Raw genomic sequence first — 17,707 nt, 5'->3', positions numbered from 1 at the left:
GATGAGCAAAGCGTTGATCTCCGACAAGCATTCCGGCGCCTGATCGGCCACACTGTGGTTCTTCGCAACGACTGGAGGACCGAATGTTCAAGCGCATCCTCGTCCCCACTGACGGCTCCGACATCACCGCCCACGCGGTGGACACCGCCATCCAGCTCGCCAAGATTCACGGCGCCCAGCTGTTGACGCTCAGCGTCATGGAGCCCTTCCCGTACAGCGCCGTCTCCGAGATCCAGCCCGTGCCACCGCAGGAGTTCATCGACGCCCAACTGCGCGTCGCCACCCAGCGCGTCGAGGCCGTCAGCGCGGCCGCAGCGGCACAGGGCCTGTCCTGCCGCGGGCACACCACCGAAGCCCTGCACGCCTGGGAAGCCATCGTCGACCATGCCAAGGCCGAGAACGTGGACCTCATCGTCATGGCCTCGCACGGCCGCAAGGGCTTCGCGGCCCTGCTGCTGGGTAGCGAGGCACAGAAGGTGCTGTCGCATATCGAAACGCCGGTGCTGATCGTCAAATGAGCGGCAACTGCCCTTGAGGCGGCGTTGAGCCGGGCCTGACGCAGGCCATCGAGGCGCCGCTGTCAGGCGAGGCCTACGCGGGCATGCGGCGGCGCGCACGCCGCCGCAGCGCGACCCTTGGACTAAATTCACCCCATGCTGCTCGTCTGCCCCCAATGCGGCACCCGCAACCGCGTGCCCGACGAACGCCTTGCCGACGACCCCACCTGTGGGCGCTGCGGCGGCCCGGTCGCGCCGCGCAAGCCGGTAGCCCTGGGCGATGCCGACCTGGCCCCCTACCTTCAGGGCACCGAGGCTCCGGTGCTGGTGGACTTCTGGGCCGCTTGGTGCGGGCCCTGCCGTTCGTACGCGCCGCATTTCGAACAACTCGCCGCCAATCGGCCGGACATCCGCTTCGTCAAGGTGGACAGCGACGCGGCCCAACGCACCAGCGGCAGCCTGCAGATCCGCAGCATTCCGACGACCGTGCTGTTCGTTGGCGGCCGTGAGGTTGGGCGGCAGAGCGGTGCGATGACGGCTGCTCAGCTCGGTACCTGGGTAGACGGCGCGCTGCGCTGACGTCACAGCGCTTGGCTGATCCCTGGGTTGTGCGGATTTTTCTCTGTTGCCTTGGTACGGGTGGCGGGTTGCAGGCCAATGACTCAAGGTTGGTTCGGCGCCGACACAATTTCCTTGCGGAGCGCAGCTACGGCTGGTTCAGCTGCTCTTGAAGAGTTCGCCGCTACATAGGCGTTAATGGCCGAGGCAAGATATTTTAGGAATACCTTGCGGCTCATGAAACATTCCGGGTAACGAAGTTGGTATGCCTCTTCATCCACACTTGCCTTAAAGCGTGCGCCTGGTGGCCAGCCGGGATACGCTGACTCGTTGCTTTCATCAGCAATATCCCGCCGTTCTAGCATCCAACCCGGCTCACCCTCGATGCCACCAAATTGGCTACCGTCAATGACAACTTCGACCAACTCGTGCAACCGCCCGTCCAATAGCACGACATTCAATGCGAACTTAACCGCCGCATCTTCGTCTTGATGCGGCGCGAAGGCACCAAAAGCCGCTTTAAGATAATCCATATTTAACTTACCTAATGGGATGAACGTTGCCGATAAATGGATTTCCGGACTTATCAACGTTAATGTATACACGGAAGTTGACACCACCATGAGTTAGGTCCGAAATCGGGGTCACGAAATCGGGGTCAGGTCTTAACTTTTAACTGCCTCTCGGTCCGAAATCGGGGTCAGGTCTTAACTTTTAACTGCCTCTCCGCCCTGGCGATCAATTGACTTACCCGAGCCACGCTGACACCCAGTTCCGCCGCCAGGGCGGTCATGGACAGGCCGCTTTCTGCATGGGCGCGGCGCAGGGCTTCTTCGCGGCTGGCGCATTGCTTCAGCCATTGCTCCAGGGTCCGCGGCGTGTGGCGCTGCGGTTTGGGGACTTCGGGGCTGCGTCGCGCGCTCGGCGCAGCAGCATCCAACATGCGCTGCACGAATTCGTCGTCGCCAAGGTAGATCTGCCGGTTCAACCCCTCGTCCCAGAGCGGCACGCCTTGCCCCGCGATCACCAATTCCGCGTAAAGGCGCTGCGCTCGCTTGACGTCGGCCGGCGATGCAGGATCTTGGCCCAGCAGATAGCCGTGCAGGCCCGGGGTGTCCAGCCACGCGGAGCTGGCGGCTTGGCCCACATGCGCGCGGTAGCTGGACCAGGGCCAATCAGCCGGCCCGGCCACCATGCCGGCACGCACCGGGTTCAACTCCACGTAGCGGCACACCTCCAGCAGATAGGCCTCCCGGTCCACCAGGATCGCCTTGAAGCGGCCTTGGAACAGGTGCCCCACCTTGCCATGCCGGCGGTTGAACGCCTGGGAGTACACGCCATTGATGTGCCGCATCAACAACGACAAATTGGCCGCTTGGGTGTGCACCACGAAGTGATAGTGGTTGCTCATCAGGCAATACGACAGCAACTGGGCGTCAAAGCGCCCCAGGCCCTGCGCCACCACGGCCATCAGGCGAGCGCGGTCGGTGTCGTCGGCAAAGATGTCTTCCCGCCGATCCCCTCGCGCCGTGACGTGATACAGCGCGCCGGGGAACTCGATGCGCAGCGGGCGGGACATGCACGGACTCTATGTCAGAAAAGGCAAGAGGGGTTAAAAGTTAAGACCTGACCCCGAACCACCGAACCTCTGACCCCGAACCTCTCCGAACCTCTCGAACCTCTCGTGTTTGCCACTTGACGGGGGCGGCTAGCGGGTGATCCCGAACCCTCGAACCCTCGCGCGAACCGACGAACCTTGTGCTCCGAATCCTCGCGAACCCTCGTGTTCTCTGGAGGAGTGAATCGCCGCCGCAGGCGGACAGCACCCTCAAACCCTTATTCATTTTTGACAATCTGCGCTGGCAACTCACCAGTCCACGCTGGAATCATCGCCAAACCGGCAGGATTTTCGACTTCGACTAGGCCGTACTTGTGAATAACGGCATTGACGTCTGCCAATCGCTTCGGCGACATGATTGCATAGTTACTTAAAGCCGCTCGCACCTCATAACGGATTTTCATTTCCGAATATATTGCCCACACCCCGTCCGATGGTGCGATAACCGCATCCAACTCGACGACGATGACATCCTTGCCACTGCCATCCTTTTCGCGATACCAAATCCATCCTGGATCACCTCCGCCTGGCGCTCCGTTGGGATATGGCGGGAAGATAGCGCGAAGAAAATGCCCCAAGTCGTTATGAGTGCCCAAAGCATAGCCAAGGGCGTACATGAGCGGCGCATCGGGGTCATCTTGGGTACAGCGCGGCTTTGACACACAGGAATAACCGGCCAAGCCATATTGTGCGCTGCCAAGTTTCGCCATCATGATTGACCTCCTTGAACCCGATGTGGATATGCAGTCGGAACATACGGGTTGCTTGCCTTGCCCCAACCATTTCCAATTTCTGTCTTAAAGTTCCCCACCGGAACCTCCCACTTGATGCCCCCTGCCTCGATAAGGTACGTGTTGCTGTTTGGCACTGTTGGCGGAACGCCTTGTGAGTAGAGGTATGCGGCCCTTTGCCCAGCATCGTTCGCCAATGCCGACATGTGCGCATCCGAATGCACGAGCGGGTCGTAAACAGTCTTCGTAAGCGTGTTATTGCTGCCAGGCATCGAATATTGGTACTGTCGAATTCCGATTGCCAATTCATCAACCTGGGAGACGGCGCCGCCGCCATCTCGCATTGCTTGCAGAAAGTTAACTTCGTTGTGCCCCCCACTGATCCCCCTTGGGATGCCCGCCTTGTTATTCTGGATCGTGGCAATTACCAAATGCGGGCCGAGATCTCCCCCGTCCAGCGGCCGAACAGGAGTCAGCCCAAGGAAGTTGGCCTCCGGCTCGAATAAGACTGACGACGATTCACCACTCACGGACCTAGTAACAAACGTCGGGAAGTTGGCCGCCTCCGTGAAGCTCAACGCTTTCCAAGCCCGCATGGTCAATGAGTACGCTCCCGTGGCCAGCGACGGCAATGCCGCCCCGAACGAGGCCATGTCCATGACGTCATAGGCATTCACGTTACCGCTGGAGGAGTACTGCCATGCCGCCATGCCGCCGCCGAACGTTGCTGCGCCGGCAAAACCCAAACCTGTGAAGAGCAGAGGCACCGTGACAGGCGCCGCGACCAGCAAGGGTACCAATCGGTCAACGCCCTCAGGAGTGCCCTGCCGGAACGACATCTCCACGCCAGCAGCGTTCGCGCCGTACATGCTCCAGTTGGCACCACCACCAAAGGGCTCGGGATTGGTGAACGGGCGCGGCAAGCTTGAATACGTCGTGAACTGCCCAGAGACGCGGCCGGCCTCTCGGCTCGCGGCCGCATAGCCGTCAGCCATGCTGTTGTAGGTCTTGGCGATGGCACTACTGCCAGCGTTGCTGGCGTGGCCGCGAAGCTGCCTGCTGTAGTCCAGATACCGCCCGGCCAGGGCAAGTCCTTCCTCGCGACCGCTGATTCCCCCGATTTCGGCTGCCGTCTCCGAGGTAAGGCTGGTTGAAGCGCCTGCACGCGAGCCAGTCACAACCGCGCGGGGCAGCCGAACAAGGCGGTCTTCTGGCCGGAAGCCAGGAACCTCACCAATTTCCAGGAGCGGTCGCTCGTTGGGTTCAGGCAGAGGCGCGCGCGCCTCGAAGTCCATAGACGGCAAGTTCGCAGCAGGCGCCGGATACCGCGCCAGCAAGCGCTGAGTTTCTGTGTCGTCCGTGCCCCAGCGGCTGTAGTTATCGCCGCTTGCCAGACTGCTACCGATTGCAATGCCAAATGCTCCTTGTGCGACGGCGCCCCACCCCAGCGCTTCGACGCTGAGACTTCCCACGCTCACACCACCCAATCCGGCCAACTGCTGCCCCGGCGGTGCCAGGAAGCTGTAGCTGCTCTTCAACACTTCAGTCGCTGGCGAAGTGAAGCGAGCTGGATCCGAGGCTCGCTCGGCTTCGTTGAGCAAGCTGCGGTTCCTCGCCGCGCGAGCATTTTCAGCCGCCGTTTTTGCTGCATCCAGGCGAGCGTCGATTCCCTTCATCGCATAGAAGAAGTTCAAGTTGGACGAAGCCGTTGACGCCGCCTGCTCGGTCATCTGCATGAGCCAGTTGCTGGTAGCTATGTTGTTCATCGCGATGCCGATGGAGCGCTGGATCGCCTGTCTCAAGCTCTCGAACCCCGCCATATTGGCCTCGGACCAGTTCGGGTCCACCGCGCCGATGGCTTCGCCGGCGCTGTAGGGCCGCCAGGTCTGGCTGTTGTTGTGGATGTTGGTGACCTTGTTGGGAATCACCAGCACTCGGCCCATTTGTTGCGCGCCGTCGCCCAGCAGGCCGTTGGCCTCGGCGATGAGGTACCAGAGGCTGGAATCACCCCACAGCGACTGCGCGATGGTGCGCAGCGTCTCGCCATCCTGGCGCACGGTGTAGCTGCCGGCGGCGCTGCCGGGGTAGCTGTCGTTGATGGGCTCGTAGTTCTGGTCGAAGTCGGCGCTGGTGACGGGGCTGGGGCGCTTGTAGCGCTCGCGGCGCTGGTCGGCGGTTTCGGGGATGCCCTTGCGGTGCAGTTGCTCGGCGTAGCTCACGCGCAGCTTGTCTTCGGGCGTGTTGCCCACATCGCCGATGCGGCGGCCATCGGCGTAGTAGAAGTAGTGCGCCATCGAGCCGCTGGTGCGCTGCAGCACCTGGCCGTTGGCGTTGGTGCGGTAGCTCTGGGTCTGGCCGGTGCCGGCGTCGGTGTTGCTCTTGAGGTGGCCGTTGACGTCGTACTTGAGGGTGCTGGCCGTGTTTTGGTTGGCCGTGTACTTTGTGATGATGGACTGCTTGGTGTCGTCCCAGTAGTCGTACTTGTAGGTGGTGGTGGTCGCAAAGGCATTGGCGCCGGTGGCCGCAGGCTGCTGGAAGACGCTGGCCAGCGCCCCGGAGCCCGTTTGGCTGGTCGCGCTGTCGGTCTTGTCCTTGTAGTAGCTGTAGGTGACGGTGTAGTTCTTGCTCGTGTCGCTGAGGTTGCGGATGTCGCCCACGAAGCTCTGGGTGAGCAGCCGGTTGTCGTTGTCGTAGGTGCTTTGGGTGGACTGATGGTTGAAGAGGTCGGTGAGCAGCGTGGTGCGGCCCACGTCATCGACCTTGCGCGTAGCCACCAGGCCGTTGATGTACGCCGTAGTTTGCGCGGTGGTCAGCAGGTAGCCGTCCTGGCTGTAGGTGTAGGTTTCGCTGACGGTTTGGGCACCGGCGACGAGGTAGGGATCGTTATAGGTGGCCAAGCGGCGCTGGCTGACCTTGTCATAACCCAGCTGGGTGCCCTCGGTGCCGCGCTTGATGACGACGCCGGTGTCGGCCAGACCGGTGCCGCGCGTGGTGGTGGCCACCCCGGCGCTGGTCTCCAACCGGCCCTTGCTGACGACGAAGCGGTTGAGCTTGTCGTAGGCGTACCAGTAGTCCTGCGTGCCGCCGCCCAGTAGCCCGGCCAGGCCGTCCCAGTAGGTGGCGGTGATGCGCCGGCGGTTGCCGACGGCGTCGAACTCGTAGGCCACGTCGAAGAAGTTGGCGTCGCGCACCCGCGAGATGCGGTTGAGCTCGTCGTAGGTGATGGTGGCGTTCTGGTAGGCGGTCGTCTTGGTGCCGTTGACGAGGCTGAAGGTGCCCTCAGCCACGCGGTTGCCGGCGTTGTCGTAGGCGTATTCGCTGGTGATGCCTTGCGTGTTGTCGGTGAAGGAGCGGATGTAGCCGTTGGCGTAGTAGGTGTAGTCGACGCTCTGGCTGTTGCTCTGGCCCGTGTGCACGGTGCTGGTCTGCTTGATGAGCTGGGCGGCGCTGTTGAAGGTGTAGGTGAACTGCGCGCCGCTGAGGTCCTGGTGCCATGTGGTGTGGCCGAAGTAGTCGACCTTGTCGATGAGGCTGCGGCCGTCAGCCTGCAGCGTGGTGCGCACGTAGCCGCCGGTGGTGGTGGCTGCGCCGCCGGCGCCAGCCACGCTGGTGATGCCGCTGGCGCCGGCCTGGCGCAGCTCGTAGGTGTAGCCGGTGACAAAGCCGTTGCCGGAGACGGTCTGCACGACGCGCTGCAGGGCGTCGTAGTCGGTGCGGGTGGTGATGCTGAGCGCGTTGGTAGCGGTCAGGCGCTGGCCGAGTTCGTCGTAGGCGTAGCTGTCGCTGAGGTCGCGGCCGGTGGCGAGGGTGTCGCTGGTGGCGTTGGCCAGGCGTTGCACGCCCTTGCGGGTGACGGTGGTGAGCAGGCTGCGCTTGTCGAAGCTGCGTTCGGTGACGGCGCCCTCAGCGTCGGTGACCTTGCGGGCGTCACCGAAGATGTCGTACTGGCTCGTGCGGATGCCGCCACCAGTGGCGTTGTACGCGTCGGCGTTGCCGCCGGCGGCATCGAATTCGCTCACGACCCGGGCGTCGCCGCCGCGGCTGCCGGCCAGGTATTGCACGCGGCTCAAGTTGCCATTGGCATCCAGCATGGTGGTGTGCCGGCCCAGCAGGTCGTAGCCGAACCGGGTCTCGGGGCGGGCCCGGTAGCGATAGCCGTTTTCTGCGGTGACGAAGGTCTCGGGGTCGAGCTTGGCGATGAGCTGTCCCTGGGTGTTGTATTGCAGCGTGGTCTTGGCGCTGGCAAGTTGGTCGGCGGTCAGGGCGGTCAGCGCGGATTGGTTCTTGCTCTTGCGGTCGTCGTTGATGGCCGCAAGCATCCGCTCGGCCACGCGTTCGTCGCGCTCCTCCACCACGTCGCCGAAGGCGTTGAAGGATTGGAAGCGTTTGATGGTGACGCTGGGTTGGTTGGCGAGTACCGCAATTAGTTGTTGGATTCGGGTTCCACCAGACCCGTCAATGGCGATCTGGCCGTCTTGCAGCAGCTCCTCGTTGGTTTCATTCAGGTAGGTATAGCCCGCGCTTGTTTTTGGATACAGCCGATAGGCGTAAGTATTGCCAGGAGAAACCAGACCACGGCCATCTATGGAGAACCATGTATAGCCGTCCTGCCCGTTCTGGGGCGGCTGATATGTACCGGTAGCCACGCGCCATTGCCCGTTGATCCACAATTGCGCCTGGGGGATATTTCTGCCCTTGACATAAAACTCAAGCGGCATGGCATTAGGATCCGCGTAATTCGTTTCCTGCGATAAGGTGCCGTCAGCATAAAGGCGCAGGCGCAGGGTCCCTGCCGTGTAGGGCCATCTGAAGTATTCATACTTCAAGAAAAGCACGACGGATCCGCTAGCTGGCCTGTATGAAGAGAGGTCTACCGCAGCTGGACAATTCGGGCTGGTACCGAGCTGCAAACATGTATACCGACCAAGATCGGTGTAGCTGGAACCGTTAGTACTTAATGAGAATTGATAGTCCGCATCTTTTCCGAACCCAACCGGGTCCTGAAAATTGACGGCCACACGATTACGATCCGTGCCAGCGGGATATCCCCCCGTGGGAAGTGTGAGCGAATGAGAAACAATGGTTATGTTGCCTTGGTTGTCGACGCTAAATTGGCCGGCGCCCTGGCTTTTTACGCTGCACCCCACGCCATTTACTGTGGGCGCCCCTAGATTGAAAATAGATGTGCCTCTGGTATAAAAGAATGTATGAAGACCCGTGCCTTTGTATGACTCCAAGTTAATTGAAAACGCGCCGCCTTGACTTTTAGAGCTGCTCGCCAATGGTGCCCATGGGTTGGTTCCCGTGTAGAAGTCAAACCAATCTCCAGCATCCAGCTGGAAATTAATCCTCGGCGCTGATCCACTGATTGTCGTGAATGTTCCCAGCGGAATTACATTCCCCGCTTGCAGATTCGCCGGCTGCATGGGCTGCCATGCCGGAACCCAGGATTGGTCATACAGGCTGCTCATCGTCACCGCGCTCTTGAGCACATCGATCTGCGGATCGATGGTCTGGGTGATGAGGTTGCGGGAGTTGTAGACGCTGACACGCGAGTACAGCGGCAGGAAGGCGGTGTCGGCAGGGTTGCGCTTGCCGGATGTAGCCTGCTGCAGGGTGAGGCTGCGCAGGTCGATGGCCACGTCCAGCCCGGCCACCTTGTAGGTCGCATCGCCATTGCCGCGGATCTCGCGGGTCTGGTTGCCGTTGGCGTCATACACGTAGAACTTGATCGCCCCGTCGCCCGAATTCGTCTTCACGACCTTGCCCAGTGTGGAGTACTCGGCGAACTCCTCCCAGCCGTCGCCGATGCCCTTGGCGCTGAACTCGCCGAAGGCGTTGTAGCGGGTCTTGCGGGTCTCGGCCGCGGCGGTCTTGTCGCTCTCCCAGTGCTTCTCGACGACGATGCGCCCGGCCGCGTCGAACTCGTAGCTGGTGATGATGTCGCGCAGCTTGGGGGCGCTGGCGGTACTGTCCGAGCGGCGCACGTCCTTGTTCACCCGCCGGGCGAGGTTGCCGTTGGCGTCGTAGGCATAGGTCGTGATGGCGCCGGCGGCGTCCGTCATCTGCACGAGCAGGCCGTTGGCGTCGTAGCCGCTGAGCGTGATGCGGTCGTCCGTCTCGACGCTGGTGTCCCTGCCGCGCTGGATGCGGCGCTTGACCTGCCCCAGGCCGTCGTACTCGGTGTCGGTGGTGGGCCGAACGTCGGCGCCCTCGAAGTCCTTGTAGCCCGGCGCCTCGCGGTGCGTCTCGCGGTTCAGGCCGTCGTAGGTGATGTCGGTCTCGTCGGCCTTGTCGCTGGCCAGGGCACTGGCAGTGGCGAACTCGCGGATCTTCCTCACCGCGCCCAGGCCGTTGTACTGGTACTGCGTGACGGCGTCGCTCGTGGCGAGCGTGCGGTTGCCGCTGGGGTCCACGCTGTCGTCAGTCACATTCTTGATGCGTTTCTCTTTGACGCGGTCCAGTCGGTCCAGGCTGACCTCGGTGATGCGGTTTTGCTCACCCACAGGTACGTTCTGCCCGGCGATGACGGGGATGAGCTGCGCCGGGTCGTTGGTGGCGCCGGCGCTGGCCAGCTTGTCGGCCTGGCGGGCGTAGCCGCCCGGCAGCATCGCGGCGTAGCGGGTTTGTTTGGTGGCGACGTTGCCCGCGTGGCCGTATTCCCACGCGATGGCCGCGCCGCCGGCGTCGATGGACAGGGTCCGCCGGCCGTTGCCGTCGAAGTACTCGAAGCTGGAATTGCCGCGGCCATCCTTGCGCTCGGTGAGGTTGCCCACCGCGTCGTAGAAGAAGCTCTGCAGCACCGTGTTCTTCGGCGTCAGGCCGCTGATGACGAAGGCGGCCGTGCCGTCACCGCTGCTCCATGCGTAGAGGTTGTCCAGCGAGGTCTGCGTCTTGCGGTTGAGCGCGTCGTACAGGGTGCGCAGCGTGCGGTCGTTGGCGGTGTCGGCGGTGGCCGCGGGCGCGCTGCCCACCGGGTCGAGGGTCACGCCGTCGGCGATGCGCGTGGCATAGACGGTTTGCACGACCTGGTTGCCCGCGGCGTCGTAGCTGGCGCGCGAGGCGACGCGGTCGGCGCTGATCTCCAGCGTCCTTTGGTCGAGCGCGTCGTACCAGGCCACGGAGCGCCTGCCACCGCTGACGGTGAGGCCGTCGGCCTGGAGCTGGCCGTGGCTGACCTGCTCGATGAGGTTGCCGCGGGCGTCGTAGCGCATCGCGTCGGCCGGCGTGACGGTGCTGGTGCTGCCGTCGGCGGCGGTGGCCGTGTAGCTCATGCCGATGCGCCGGACCAGGCGGTCATTGGCGTCGTAGGCCATCTGCGTGGTGCGCTGTTCCGGCAGGCCCTTGGCTTCGATGCTGGTGATGCGGTTGCCGCGGCTGTCGTACTGGTATTCGTTGACGACGTTCTTGAGCGCGCCGGTGCCGTCCTTGGCCTGCACGGGCAGGGTTTCGGTGAGCAGGCGCCCGAGGCGGTCGTAGGTGTAGGTGACGGTGGCGCCGAGCTTGTTCTTGACGCTCAGGCGCTGGCCGTATGCGTCCAGCACATCGGTACCCTCGACGTAGTTCTCGGCGTCGGTCTCCTGGAGCAGGCGGCCGTTGCGGTCGTAGGTGCGGCTCGTGAGGGCGTCTGCCGTGGCGGCGGTGAGCACGTAGGCCCCATTGGCCTGCGCCGCGGTGGCCAGAACGACGGCTTGGCCGCCCGAGAGCGTGCCTTGCACTTTGGCGTCCACGCGCAGGCTGCTGGTGAGGTTGCCGAAGGCGTCGTAGCCATAGGCAGTGAGGTAGCGCTGTGCATCGACGGATTGCAGCAGGCGCCCGGTCTTGTCGTAGACCTGGTAGCGCTTGAAGCCGCGCGCATCGGTGATGACGCTGGCGCGGCCGAAGGCGTCGTAGTCCGTCGCGGTGACGCCGCCCAGCGCGTCGGTGACTGTCGTGACGCGGCCGGCAGCGTCGTAGCCGTAGTCGGTGGTGTAGAGCTTGCGCAGCGCGGTTTGCGCCGCGGCCTTGGCATCGGCGGCCAGGGTGGAGAGGTCAGCGGCGTAGCCCAGCCGCGCGCGCTCGGCCTGCTCCCAGGCGCCGGTGCCTTCGGCCAGCGCGACGCCGCGGGGGTCGATCTCGTGCCACAGGCGGCCCTGGGCGTCGTACTCGTAGCGCGTGGTGCTGGCCAGTGCCGTGCCGTCGGCGCGCGTGATCGAGATGCGTTGGCCGGCGCCGTTGTAGGCGTAGCGCGTCGTGCTGGCTTGCCCCCCCACGTTGCTGGCCAGGACCTCGCTCTCCAGCCGGCCGGCGGCGTCGTAGGTGAACTGGGTCTGCACGCCATTGCCGTCGGTCTCGAGACTCAGGCGTCCGGCGCGGTCGAGTTCACGGATGACGCTGGTCGCCGCACCCAGACCCGGAAGTGCTGCCGTCAACGTGTTCAGCGCGGGGGCAAAAGCAGCAGGCGTGTAGCTGCTGCTGCCACTCAGGCGGCTGGCATAGCGCAGTGCCGTCGTGCGGGCGTTGGCGTCGTCGTAGCGCGTCTCGGTGACATAGCCTTCCGCGTCAACCGCAAAGCGCTGGCGGCCCGCTGCGTCGTAGGCAAATTGAGTAACGCGGCCTTTGAGCGGCGGGATCTCCTCGACGTTGTCGACGTAGCTGATCGTTTGACCTGCTGGCAGGTCTGAGGCACGCAAGACGGCAAACTCAACCCGAACGGACTGCCAGTCCGTCGTCGGCTCGACAATCGTTGCCGCCAAGCCACTGGCGCGCGACGTGCCTTTTTCATAGACAAAGACGCGCGCGCCGGTGGCGGTTGACTCCATCTCGATGCTGTACGTCTTGCCCGGAACGTAGACCCCGATGTCCACCTCCACAAACGTTCCGGCGGGTAGCTGTCGGCACTGGGTATAGACGTGGCCGTTGTTCTTGAAAATCAGGGCCGCTCGGCTCATGCCGCCAGCCCCATCCTTGAGCATGATGTGCATCAACTGCTGGAGGTGAACCGGCTGATAGTCGAGTTTGAGTACTGACCCCACCGGCATCAGCTTTGGGCTGGTCATGAGAGCCCAGCCGCCGTCGGGCAGCGGCTCGCTGACCAGCTTGAGCCGCCCGGCTTCCCAGATGCCGACGGAACCCCCTAGCCCGTCCATGTCCCTGTTGAACTCGCGTTTGGTCGGCGAATAGATCGCCGCGAGGTCAGCCTCGCTTGGCACGGTGCCGACGCTCCAGGTCCAGGGCTGCTCGTGCTCCACGCTCGCCACGATCCGGCCTGCCGCGTCGTAGCGCCGCTCGCTCACGAAGCCTTCTGCATTGACGACGAACCGCTGATTGCCAACCTTGTCGTAGGCGTAGCGGATGACGTGATCCTTGGCATCGACCTTGACCAGCTTTCCATAGATCGCGGAGCCCGACATGCCCACACTGACCCCGGTGATGATCTGCTCGTACCGGCGTTCCGACACGACCCGATTGGCGCCGTCGTACTTGCGTTCCGTGACCTGCCCCAGGGCGTCGACGCTGTAGATCAAACGGCCATCGCCGTCGTAGGAATTGATGCTGAGCTGCTCGGCCGGGCCGGCGCTCAATATGTCCAGAGCAGTACGCAGTTCGTCGTAGGTCTTGCTGGCCCAGCCCGCCGCCAGCGTTGTGGCATAGGCCCGGATGGCCGTGACACGGCCTTCACCGTCGTAGTCATATCGCGTGGCGGCACCAAGGGCGTCGACGCCGTAGCGCAGGCGATCGGCGTTGTCGTAGCTGTAGCGGGCGGTGACGTTGTTCTGCGAGTCACGCTTCAACAGCAGACGCCCGGCCGCGTCGTACTCGTAGCTGGTCTTGAGTTTCAGCCCGTCGGGGTCGACGGTCTCTGACGTGCGTCGGCCCAGGATGTCGTATGCATAGGCCACCTTGCGGGCGGAGGTCGTGCCGGCTCCGTCGATGACGGTGAGCACTCGGCTCTGGGCGTCGTAGCTGTAGCTGGTCTTGAGCTTGAGCCCGCCGGTCACGTCGTCGACGATGACGTCGGCAAGTTCACCCCTGGCGTTGAAGACCTGCGTTGTGACGGTGCCGCGAGGGTCGGTGATCTTGAGCTTGCGCCCCTGGCCGTCGTACTCGTAGCGGGTCTGCAGGTTCAGCCCCACACCGTTGTTGACCAGCGGGTCCACCGTCTGTATCAGCACGCGGTTGGCGGCGTCGAAGCTGTAGCTCGTCGTGCTGGCGGCCCCGTCATTGATCGGGGCACCGCCGGCGTTGGCCTTCAGTCCCTGAACGACCTGGACGAGGTTGTCGTTGGCGTCGTAGCCGTTCTGCGTGACGTTGCCGAGCGCATCCGTCACGGTGAGCAGGTTGCCGTGGGCGTCGTAGGCGTAAGTGGTGGTCGCCCCGGCGCCGTCGGTGACTTTGTAGACCTGCCCGTGGCGGTTGTACTCGGTGACGGTTTGGATACCTGCCGCCGTCTTTACCGTCAGCTTGCGATTGACGGCGTCATGGGTGTAGGTGACGGTGCTGATGGTGCGATCAACACGGGTGACCGTTCGATCCAGCGCGTCGTACGTGGTCGATGTGGTGCCGGCCGGCCCGGCAATCGTGATCTTGCGGCCAGTGCCACCGTCGCGCAGATAGGTGTACTGAGTGATCCGGCTGAGTTCGTCGGTGGTGTTGTAGAGCCGACCGAGTGCGTCGAAGGTCGCGCCCGTGATCACGGCGCTTGCCAGCCCCGGGCCGCCGCGTTCGGTTCGAGTGGCGTTGCCGCGCCGGTCGTAGCCATAGTCCAGCGTGAGGCGGCGCGCGTTGGCGGTGCCCACAGGATCGATGTCGCGGATCTCTTTGCTGAGCTGGCCGAAGGCGTTGTAGCTGTAGTCGGCCTTGTTGCCCAGCGCATCAATGGCCTGCTGGATGAGGCCGCGCTGGTTGAAGGTCACCGCACTGCGGTTGTCCAGGCCGGCGTTGTTCAGCGCAGCAATCGCGCTTGACAGCGAGATGTCAGCTGCAGGCGCACGGCTCACAACCGCTGTGTCAACTTTGCCACCTACCAGACCGGTGGCGTCGGCCACCGAGAGTCGCTGGCTGTGCGTGACCGTGGCCTGCACTTCACTGAAGTTGCTGTAGATCGTCTCCGTGACCTCGCCACCCTTGATCGGGTCGCGCAGGATGGCGTAGACCTGACGGCCTTGCGCGTCGTAGTAGAAGAAGGTCTTGTTGCCGCGCGCATCGGTCACGCTGGTTCGGCGGCCTGCAGCGTCGTAGGTGAAAGTGGTGCTTGTGGCATCGCCTTCGATCTGCGTGCTCTGCACGCGGCCCCAGTCGTCGTAGCCGATGTTCTGCTTGCGATCCTCGCCCGAGCCCTTGGCCAGCGTGGTGGATTTGAGGCGCTGAAGGCTGTCGTAGTCGTAGAAGGTGACGGTGCCGTCCGCTGCCGTCTCCTGCTCCAGCAAACCCCGGTTGTTGTACGTCTTGCTGGTGGACAGGGGCAACTTGGGACTGCTCAACGAGGTCCGCAAGGCATCGGTGAGGTCGCCGGTCTTGAACAACTTCAAGCTTGCCGGGCTCCCGCTGATCACAGGCTTGATGGCCTGGGCGAGATAACTGATGCTTCCAGCGGGCCGGCCTGCGGTATCGAACTTGTACTCTGTGAGATAACCCTCGGCGTTGACTTGGGCGATTTGGCGGCCCGCTGTGTCATAGACCCACTGGGTGAACTCGTCGTCATTCAATGGCGCGAGGGCTTGCAAGTCGGCCAGCGAGGGGTTGGTGCGCTGTGCGTCGCTCAAAAGGGCTGAGCGACGCAGCTGCGAGAGCGTGTTGCCCGCCGCGTCGTACTTCCAGACGGTGAGGCCGCCGTCGCCGTCTACCCGCGCGGCAAGGCGCCCCGTGGCGTCGTACAGGTTGCGTGTCGTGCGGTCGCGCGCCGCGTCGGCAGTCGGCGTCGGCAGGGTAGGCACATTGGCTTGCGTGGTACCCGAGCTCGCAATCAGGCGTGCGGCGCTCACGGCAGCAGCACTCAAGACGGTGGCATAGCGGGTCTGGGCTGTCAGGGCCGAGGTGCCGTCGTACTTGTTCTCGGTCAGGTAGCCGTCGGCGTCCAGCGTGCCGGCCAGCCGGCCGGCGGCGTCGTAGTAGAAGGTCGTGACGCGGTCATTCGTTGCATCGACCGCGGGACGGACGTCTGCCACCGTCTTGGCGGTGGGTTGGCCCTGGGCGTCGCTCAAGCTGGCCCGCGTGGCTTCGCTCACCAGCGTGGCGTAGGCCACCGTCTGGATCAGCCGGCCCGCGCCGTCGTAGAGGTATTCGGTGAGCTGGCCGTTGGCGGCGATGTCGGCGCTCTTGCGACCGCTGACGTCGTACAGGGTGTGGCTGGAGACGCTGGTGGCGTCCTGCACGCGGCGCAGCTGACCCGCCGCGTCGTAGAAGTACTTGGTGGCGCCCAGCGCCGTCTGGCTGACAGCGCCGAGCACGTCGCTGGACACGAGGCGGCCCATCGTGTCGAAGATCTGCACCGTGGTCAGGCCGTTGTCCAGCTTGACGGAGGTCTTGCGATCCGAATCAGCGTACGTATAGAGCGTGATCGCGGCGTTCGCGTCCACGCTTTTGGTCACGCGGTTCAGCCCGTCGTACAGATAGGTGGTGCCGTTGCTGTTCGTGTCCTTGCTGGAGAGCAGTCGGCCGAAAGCGTCATAGCTGGTGAATGTCTTGATCGCCCCGCCCGGCGTGGCAACGCCGTTGGACAGGGCCATCGTCGTGTAGCGGCGCTGCTCCTTCACCTGGCCGCGCAGGTCGTAGTCGAACTCGACGATCTGGCGATCCAGGCTCTGCGCCTGGGGACCGTTCACCCAGCTCTCGAGCGAAGTGAAGCTGGGATTGGGGTCGCTGAAAACAGCAGCCGTGTACTGCACCTGGCGTGCGAGCAGCCCCCAGCCGTTGTAGACGTAGCGTGTCACTTCGCCCTGCGGGCCCAGCACATAGGCCAGGCGCCGCTTGGCGATTTGCGTCGTGTCGTAGATGTACTGGGTGGTGCGCGCACCGCTGGCCTTGAGCGGGCCGGCGACGCCGTCCGGGTCGGCAACGGTGTAGGTCGTCTCTGAGGCGAGCAGGCCCGTGCTGGTGTAGGTGCGCTCCAGCACGTTGCCCGCCGCATCGGTCCGGCGTGCCAGCTTGCCGGCGCCGGCGTACTCGTAGGTCGTGACTTCGCTCTTGGCGTTGGTGCTGGTCAGCACGTCGCCGTTGTCATAGGTGTAGCTTTGCTTGAAGCTTGCACCGCCGAGCAGTGCGCCGCTGATCTCTTCCAGCTGGCCGCTGTTGACGCCGCCGAGGTATTTGAGCGTGGTGACCTGGCCCAGGGCATCGGTCACCGTGGTGGTGCGGTTGGTGGTGTCGTAGACGAAGCCGGTCTTGCGGTTCTGATCGTCCGTGATGGACTTGACGCGGCTGTCGGGCCAGTAGTCGATGGTCTGTGTGTTGCCATCTTTTTGGGTGATGGTCTGCAGCCTGCCGTTGGCGTCGTAGCCGTAGCTGACGGTATAGGTGCTGCTGTCGGTGGTGTCTTCGGGCGTCAGGTCGGTGGTGACCAGGCTGAGCCGCCCACCGGTGTAGCCGTAGCTGGTGACGCTGCGCGTCTGTTGCGCGCCCTGCGCATCCTTGTAGCTGGTGGTGATCTTGGACAGCTGCGTGCCGGTGTAATTCAGCGTCACCACTTCGTCGGCCGTTGAGCTGCCAGCCTTGAAGGTGGACAGGCTGCTGATCAGGCCGCCGCCGTCGTAGTCAACCTTGACCAGGTTGCCTTGGGCGTCGCTGACCTGTGAGAGCCGGTAGATCTCCCCGTCGACATTGGCGTAGGTTTCTGCCGTGCCGGTATCGCCATCGGTCCAGGTCCAGACGCCGGCGCTGTAGCTCAGGCTGTCGAACTGGCCCGAGCCCTCGGCCGTGAGGTACTTGCCGGTGGCGGTGTCGAAGGAGTACGACGCCTCATGGCCGTCCGCATCGGTGCGCTTGATGCTGCTGCCGGTGGTGTTGACGGTGCCCACGCGCCCCGACACGCGCCGGTAGTAGCCGACGCGCCAGCCATCCCCGTTATCGCCGTCCCAGCCGCCCTGGCTGTTGTAGGTGCGAAGCAGATCGACGTCGGGGCCGACGCCCACCAGGTATTCGTCGCGGTCCTGGATGACGAGGTTGCCGTTGGCTGCATTGACGGTGATCTGTTCGCCGGCACGCCCCGTGGCGGCCTGTCCCATCCCGCCCGCCCCGCCCAACACGTCCTTGGACGTGTTGACCAAACCATTACCACTGCCGGTGACCACTGAAACCATGTCTCTCTCCCAAGGATCGGTACTACT

At 63.7% G+C, this 17,707-nt stretch carries 6 protein-coding genes; 2 read left to right on the top strand and 4 right to left on the bottom strand.

Annotated features, from left to right (window positions below; all coding sequences use genetic code 11):
• The first annotated feature begins 83 nt into the window (after positions 1–83).
• Both ACXJKM_RS00105 and trxC read left to right on the top strand, forming a co-directional pair.
• Entirely contained in the window at positions 84–518 is a 435-nt protein-coding gene (locus ACXJKM_RS00105) for a universal stress protein (RefSeq protein ID WP_056198567.1), read from the top strand.
• Positions 519–653: 135 nt separating this feature from the next.
• Positions 654–1,076: a thioredoxin TrxC gene (trxC, locus tag ACXJKM_RS00100; protein WP_457349472.1), complete on the top strand. Its 423-nt coding sequence runs from the start codon at positions 654–656 to the stop codon at positions 1,074–1,076.
• Positions 1,077–1,159: 83 nt separating this feature from the next.
• Here trxC and ACXJKM_RS00095 read toward each other — a convergent pair whose 3' ends face one another.
• From ACXJKM_RS00095 to ACXJKM_RS00080, 4 genes are all read right to left on the bottom strand, one after another.
• On the bottom strand, positions 1,160–1,678 hold the full coding sequence (locus ACXJKM_RS00095) for a hypothetical protein (protein WP_457349470.1): 519 nt from the start codon (positions 1,676–1,678) through the stop codon (positions 1,160–1,162).
• A 77-nt stretch (positions 1,679–1,755) separates the two neighbouring features.
• Entirely contained in the window at positions 1,756–2,634 is an 879-nt protein-coding gene (locus ACXJKM_RS00090; RefSeq protein WP_457349468.1) for an REP-associated tyrosine transposase, read from the bottom strand.
• A 257-nt stretch (positions 2,635–2,891) separates the two neighbouring features.
• Positions 2,892–3,386 carry a hypothetical protein gene (locus tag ACXJKM_RS00085; RefSeq protein ID WP_457349466.1) on the bottom strand — a complete coding sequence of 165 codons (495 nt, stop codon included), beginning with the start codon at positions 3,384–3,386 and terminating at the stop codon, positions 2,892–2,894.
• Positions 3,383–17,680: a hypothetical protein gene (locus ACXJKM_RS00080; protein WP_457349464.1), complete on the bottom strand. Its 14,298-nt coding sequence runs from the start codon at positions 17,678–17,680 to the stop codon at positions 3,383–3,385. Before ACXJKM_RS00080 ends, ACXJKM_RS00085 begins: the two co-directional genes overlap by 4 nt.
• Between the last annotated feature and the right edge of the window lie 27 nt (positions 17,681–17,707).

The organism is Roseateles sp. P5_D6, from assembly GCF_054049415.1.
Note: the sequence above shows the minus strand (reverse complement) of the source record. Positions and strands in the feature narration are given on the sequence as shown.

Coding starts and splice junctions, on each gene's coding strand:
- trxC (WP_457349472.1), top strand. CDS start 654: ATGCTGCTCGTCTGCCCCCAATGCGGCACCCGCAACCGCGTGCCCGAC.
- ACXJKM_RS00080 (WP_457349464.1), bottom strand. CDS start 17,680: ATGGTTTCAGTGGTCACCGGCAGTGGTAATGGTTTGGTCAACACGTCC.
- ACXJKM_RS00090 (WP_457349468.1), bottom strand. CDS start 2,634: ATGTCCCGCCCGCTGCGCATCGAGTTCCCCGGCGCGCTGTATCACGTC.
- ACXJKM_RS00095 (WP_457349470.1), bottom strand. CDS start 1,678: ATGGTGGTGTCAACTTCCGTGTATACATTAACGTTGATAAGTCCGGAA.
- ACXJKM_RS00105 (WP_056198567.1), top strand. CDS start 84: ATGTTCAAGCGCATCCTCGTCCCCACTGACGGCTCCGACATCACCGCC.
- ACXJKM_RS00085 (WP_457349466.1), bottom strand. CDS start 3,386: ATGATGGCGAAACTTGGCAGCGCACAATATGGCTTGGCCGGTTATTCC.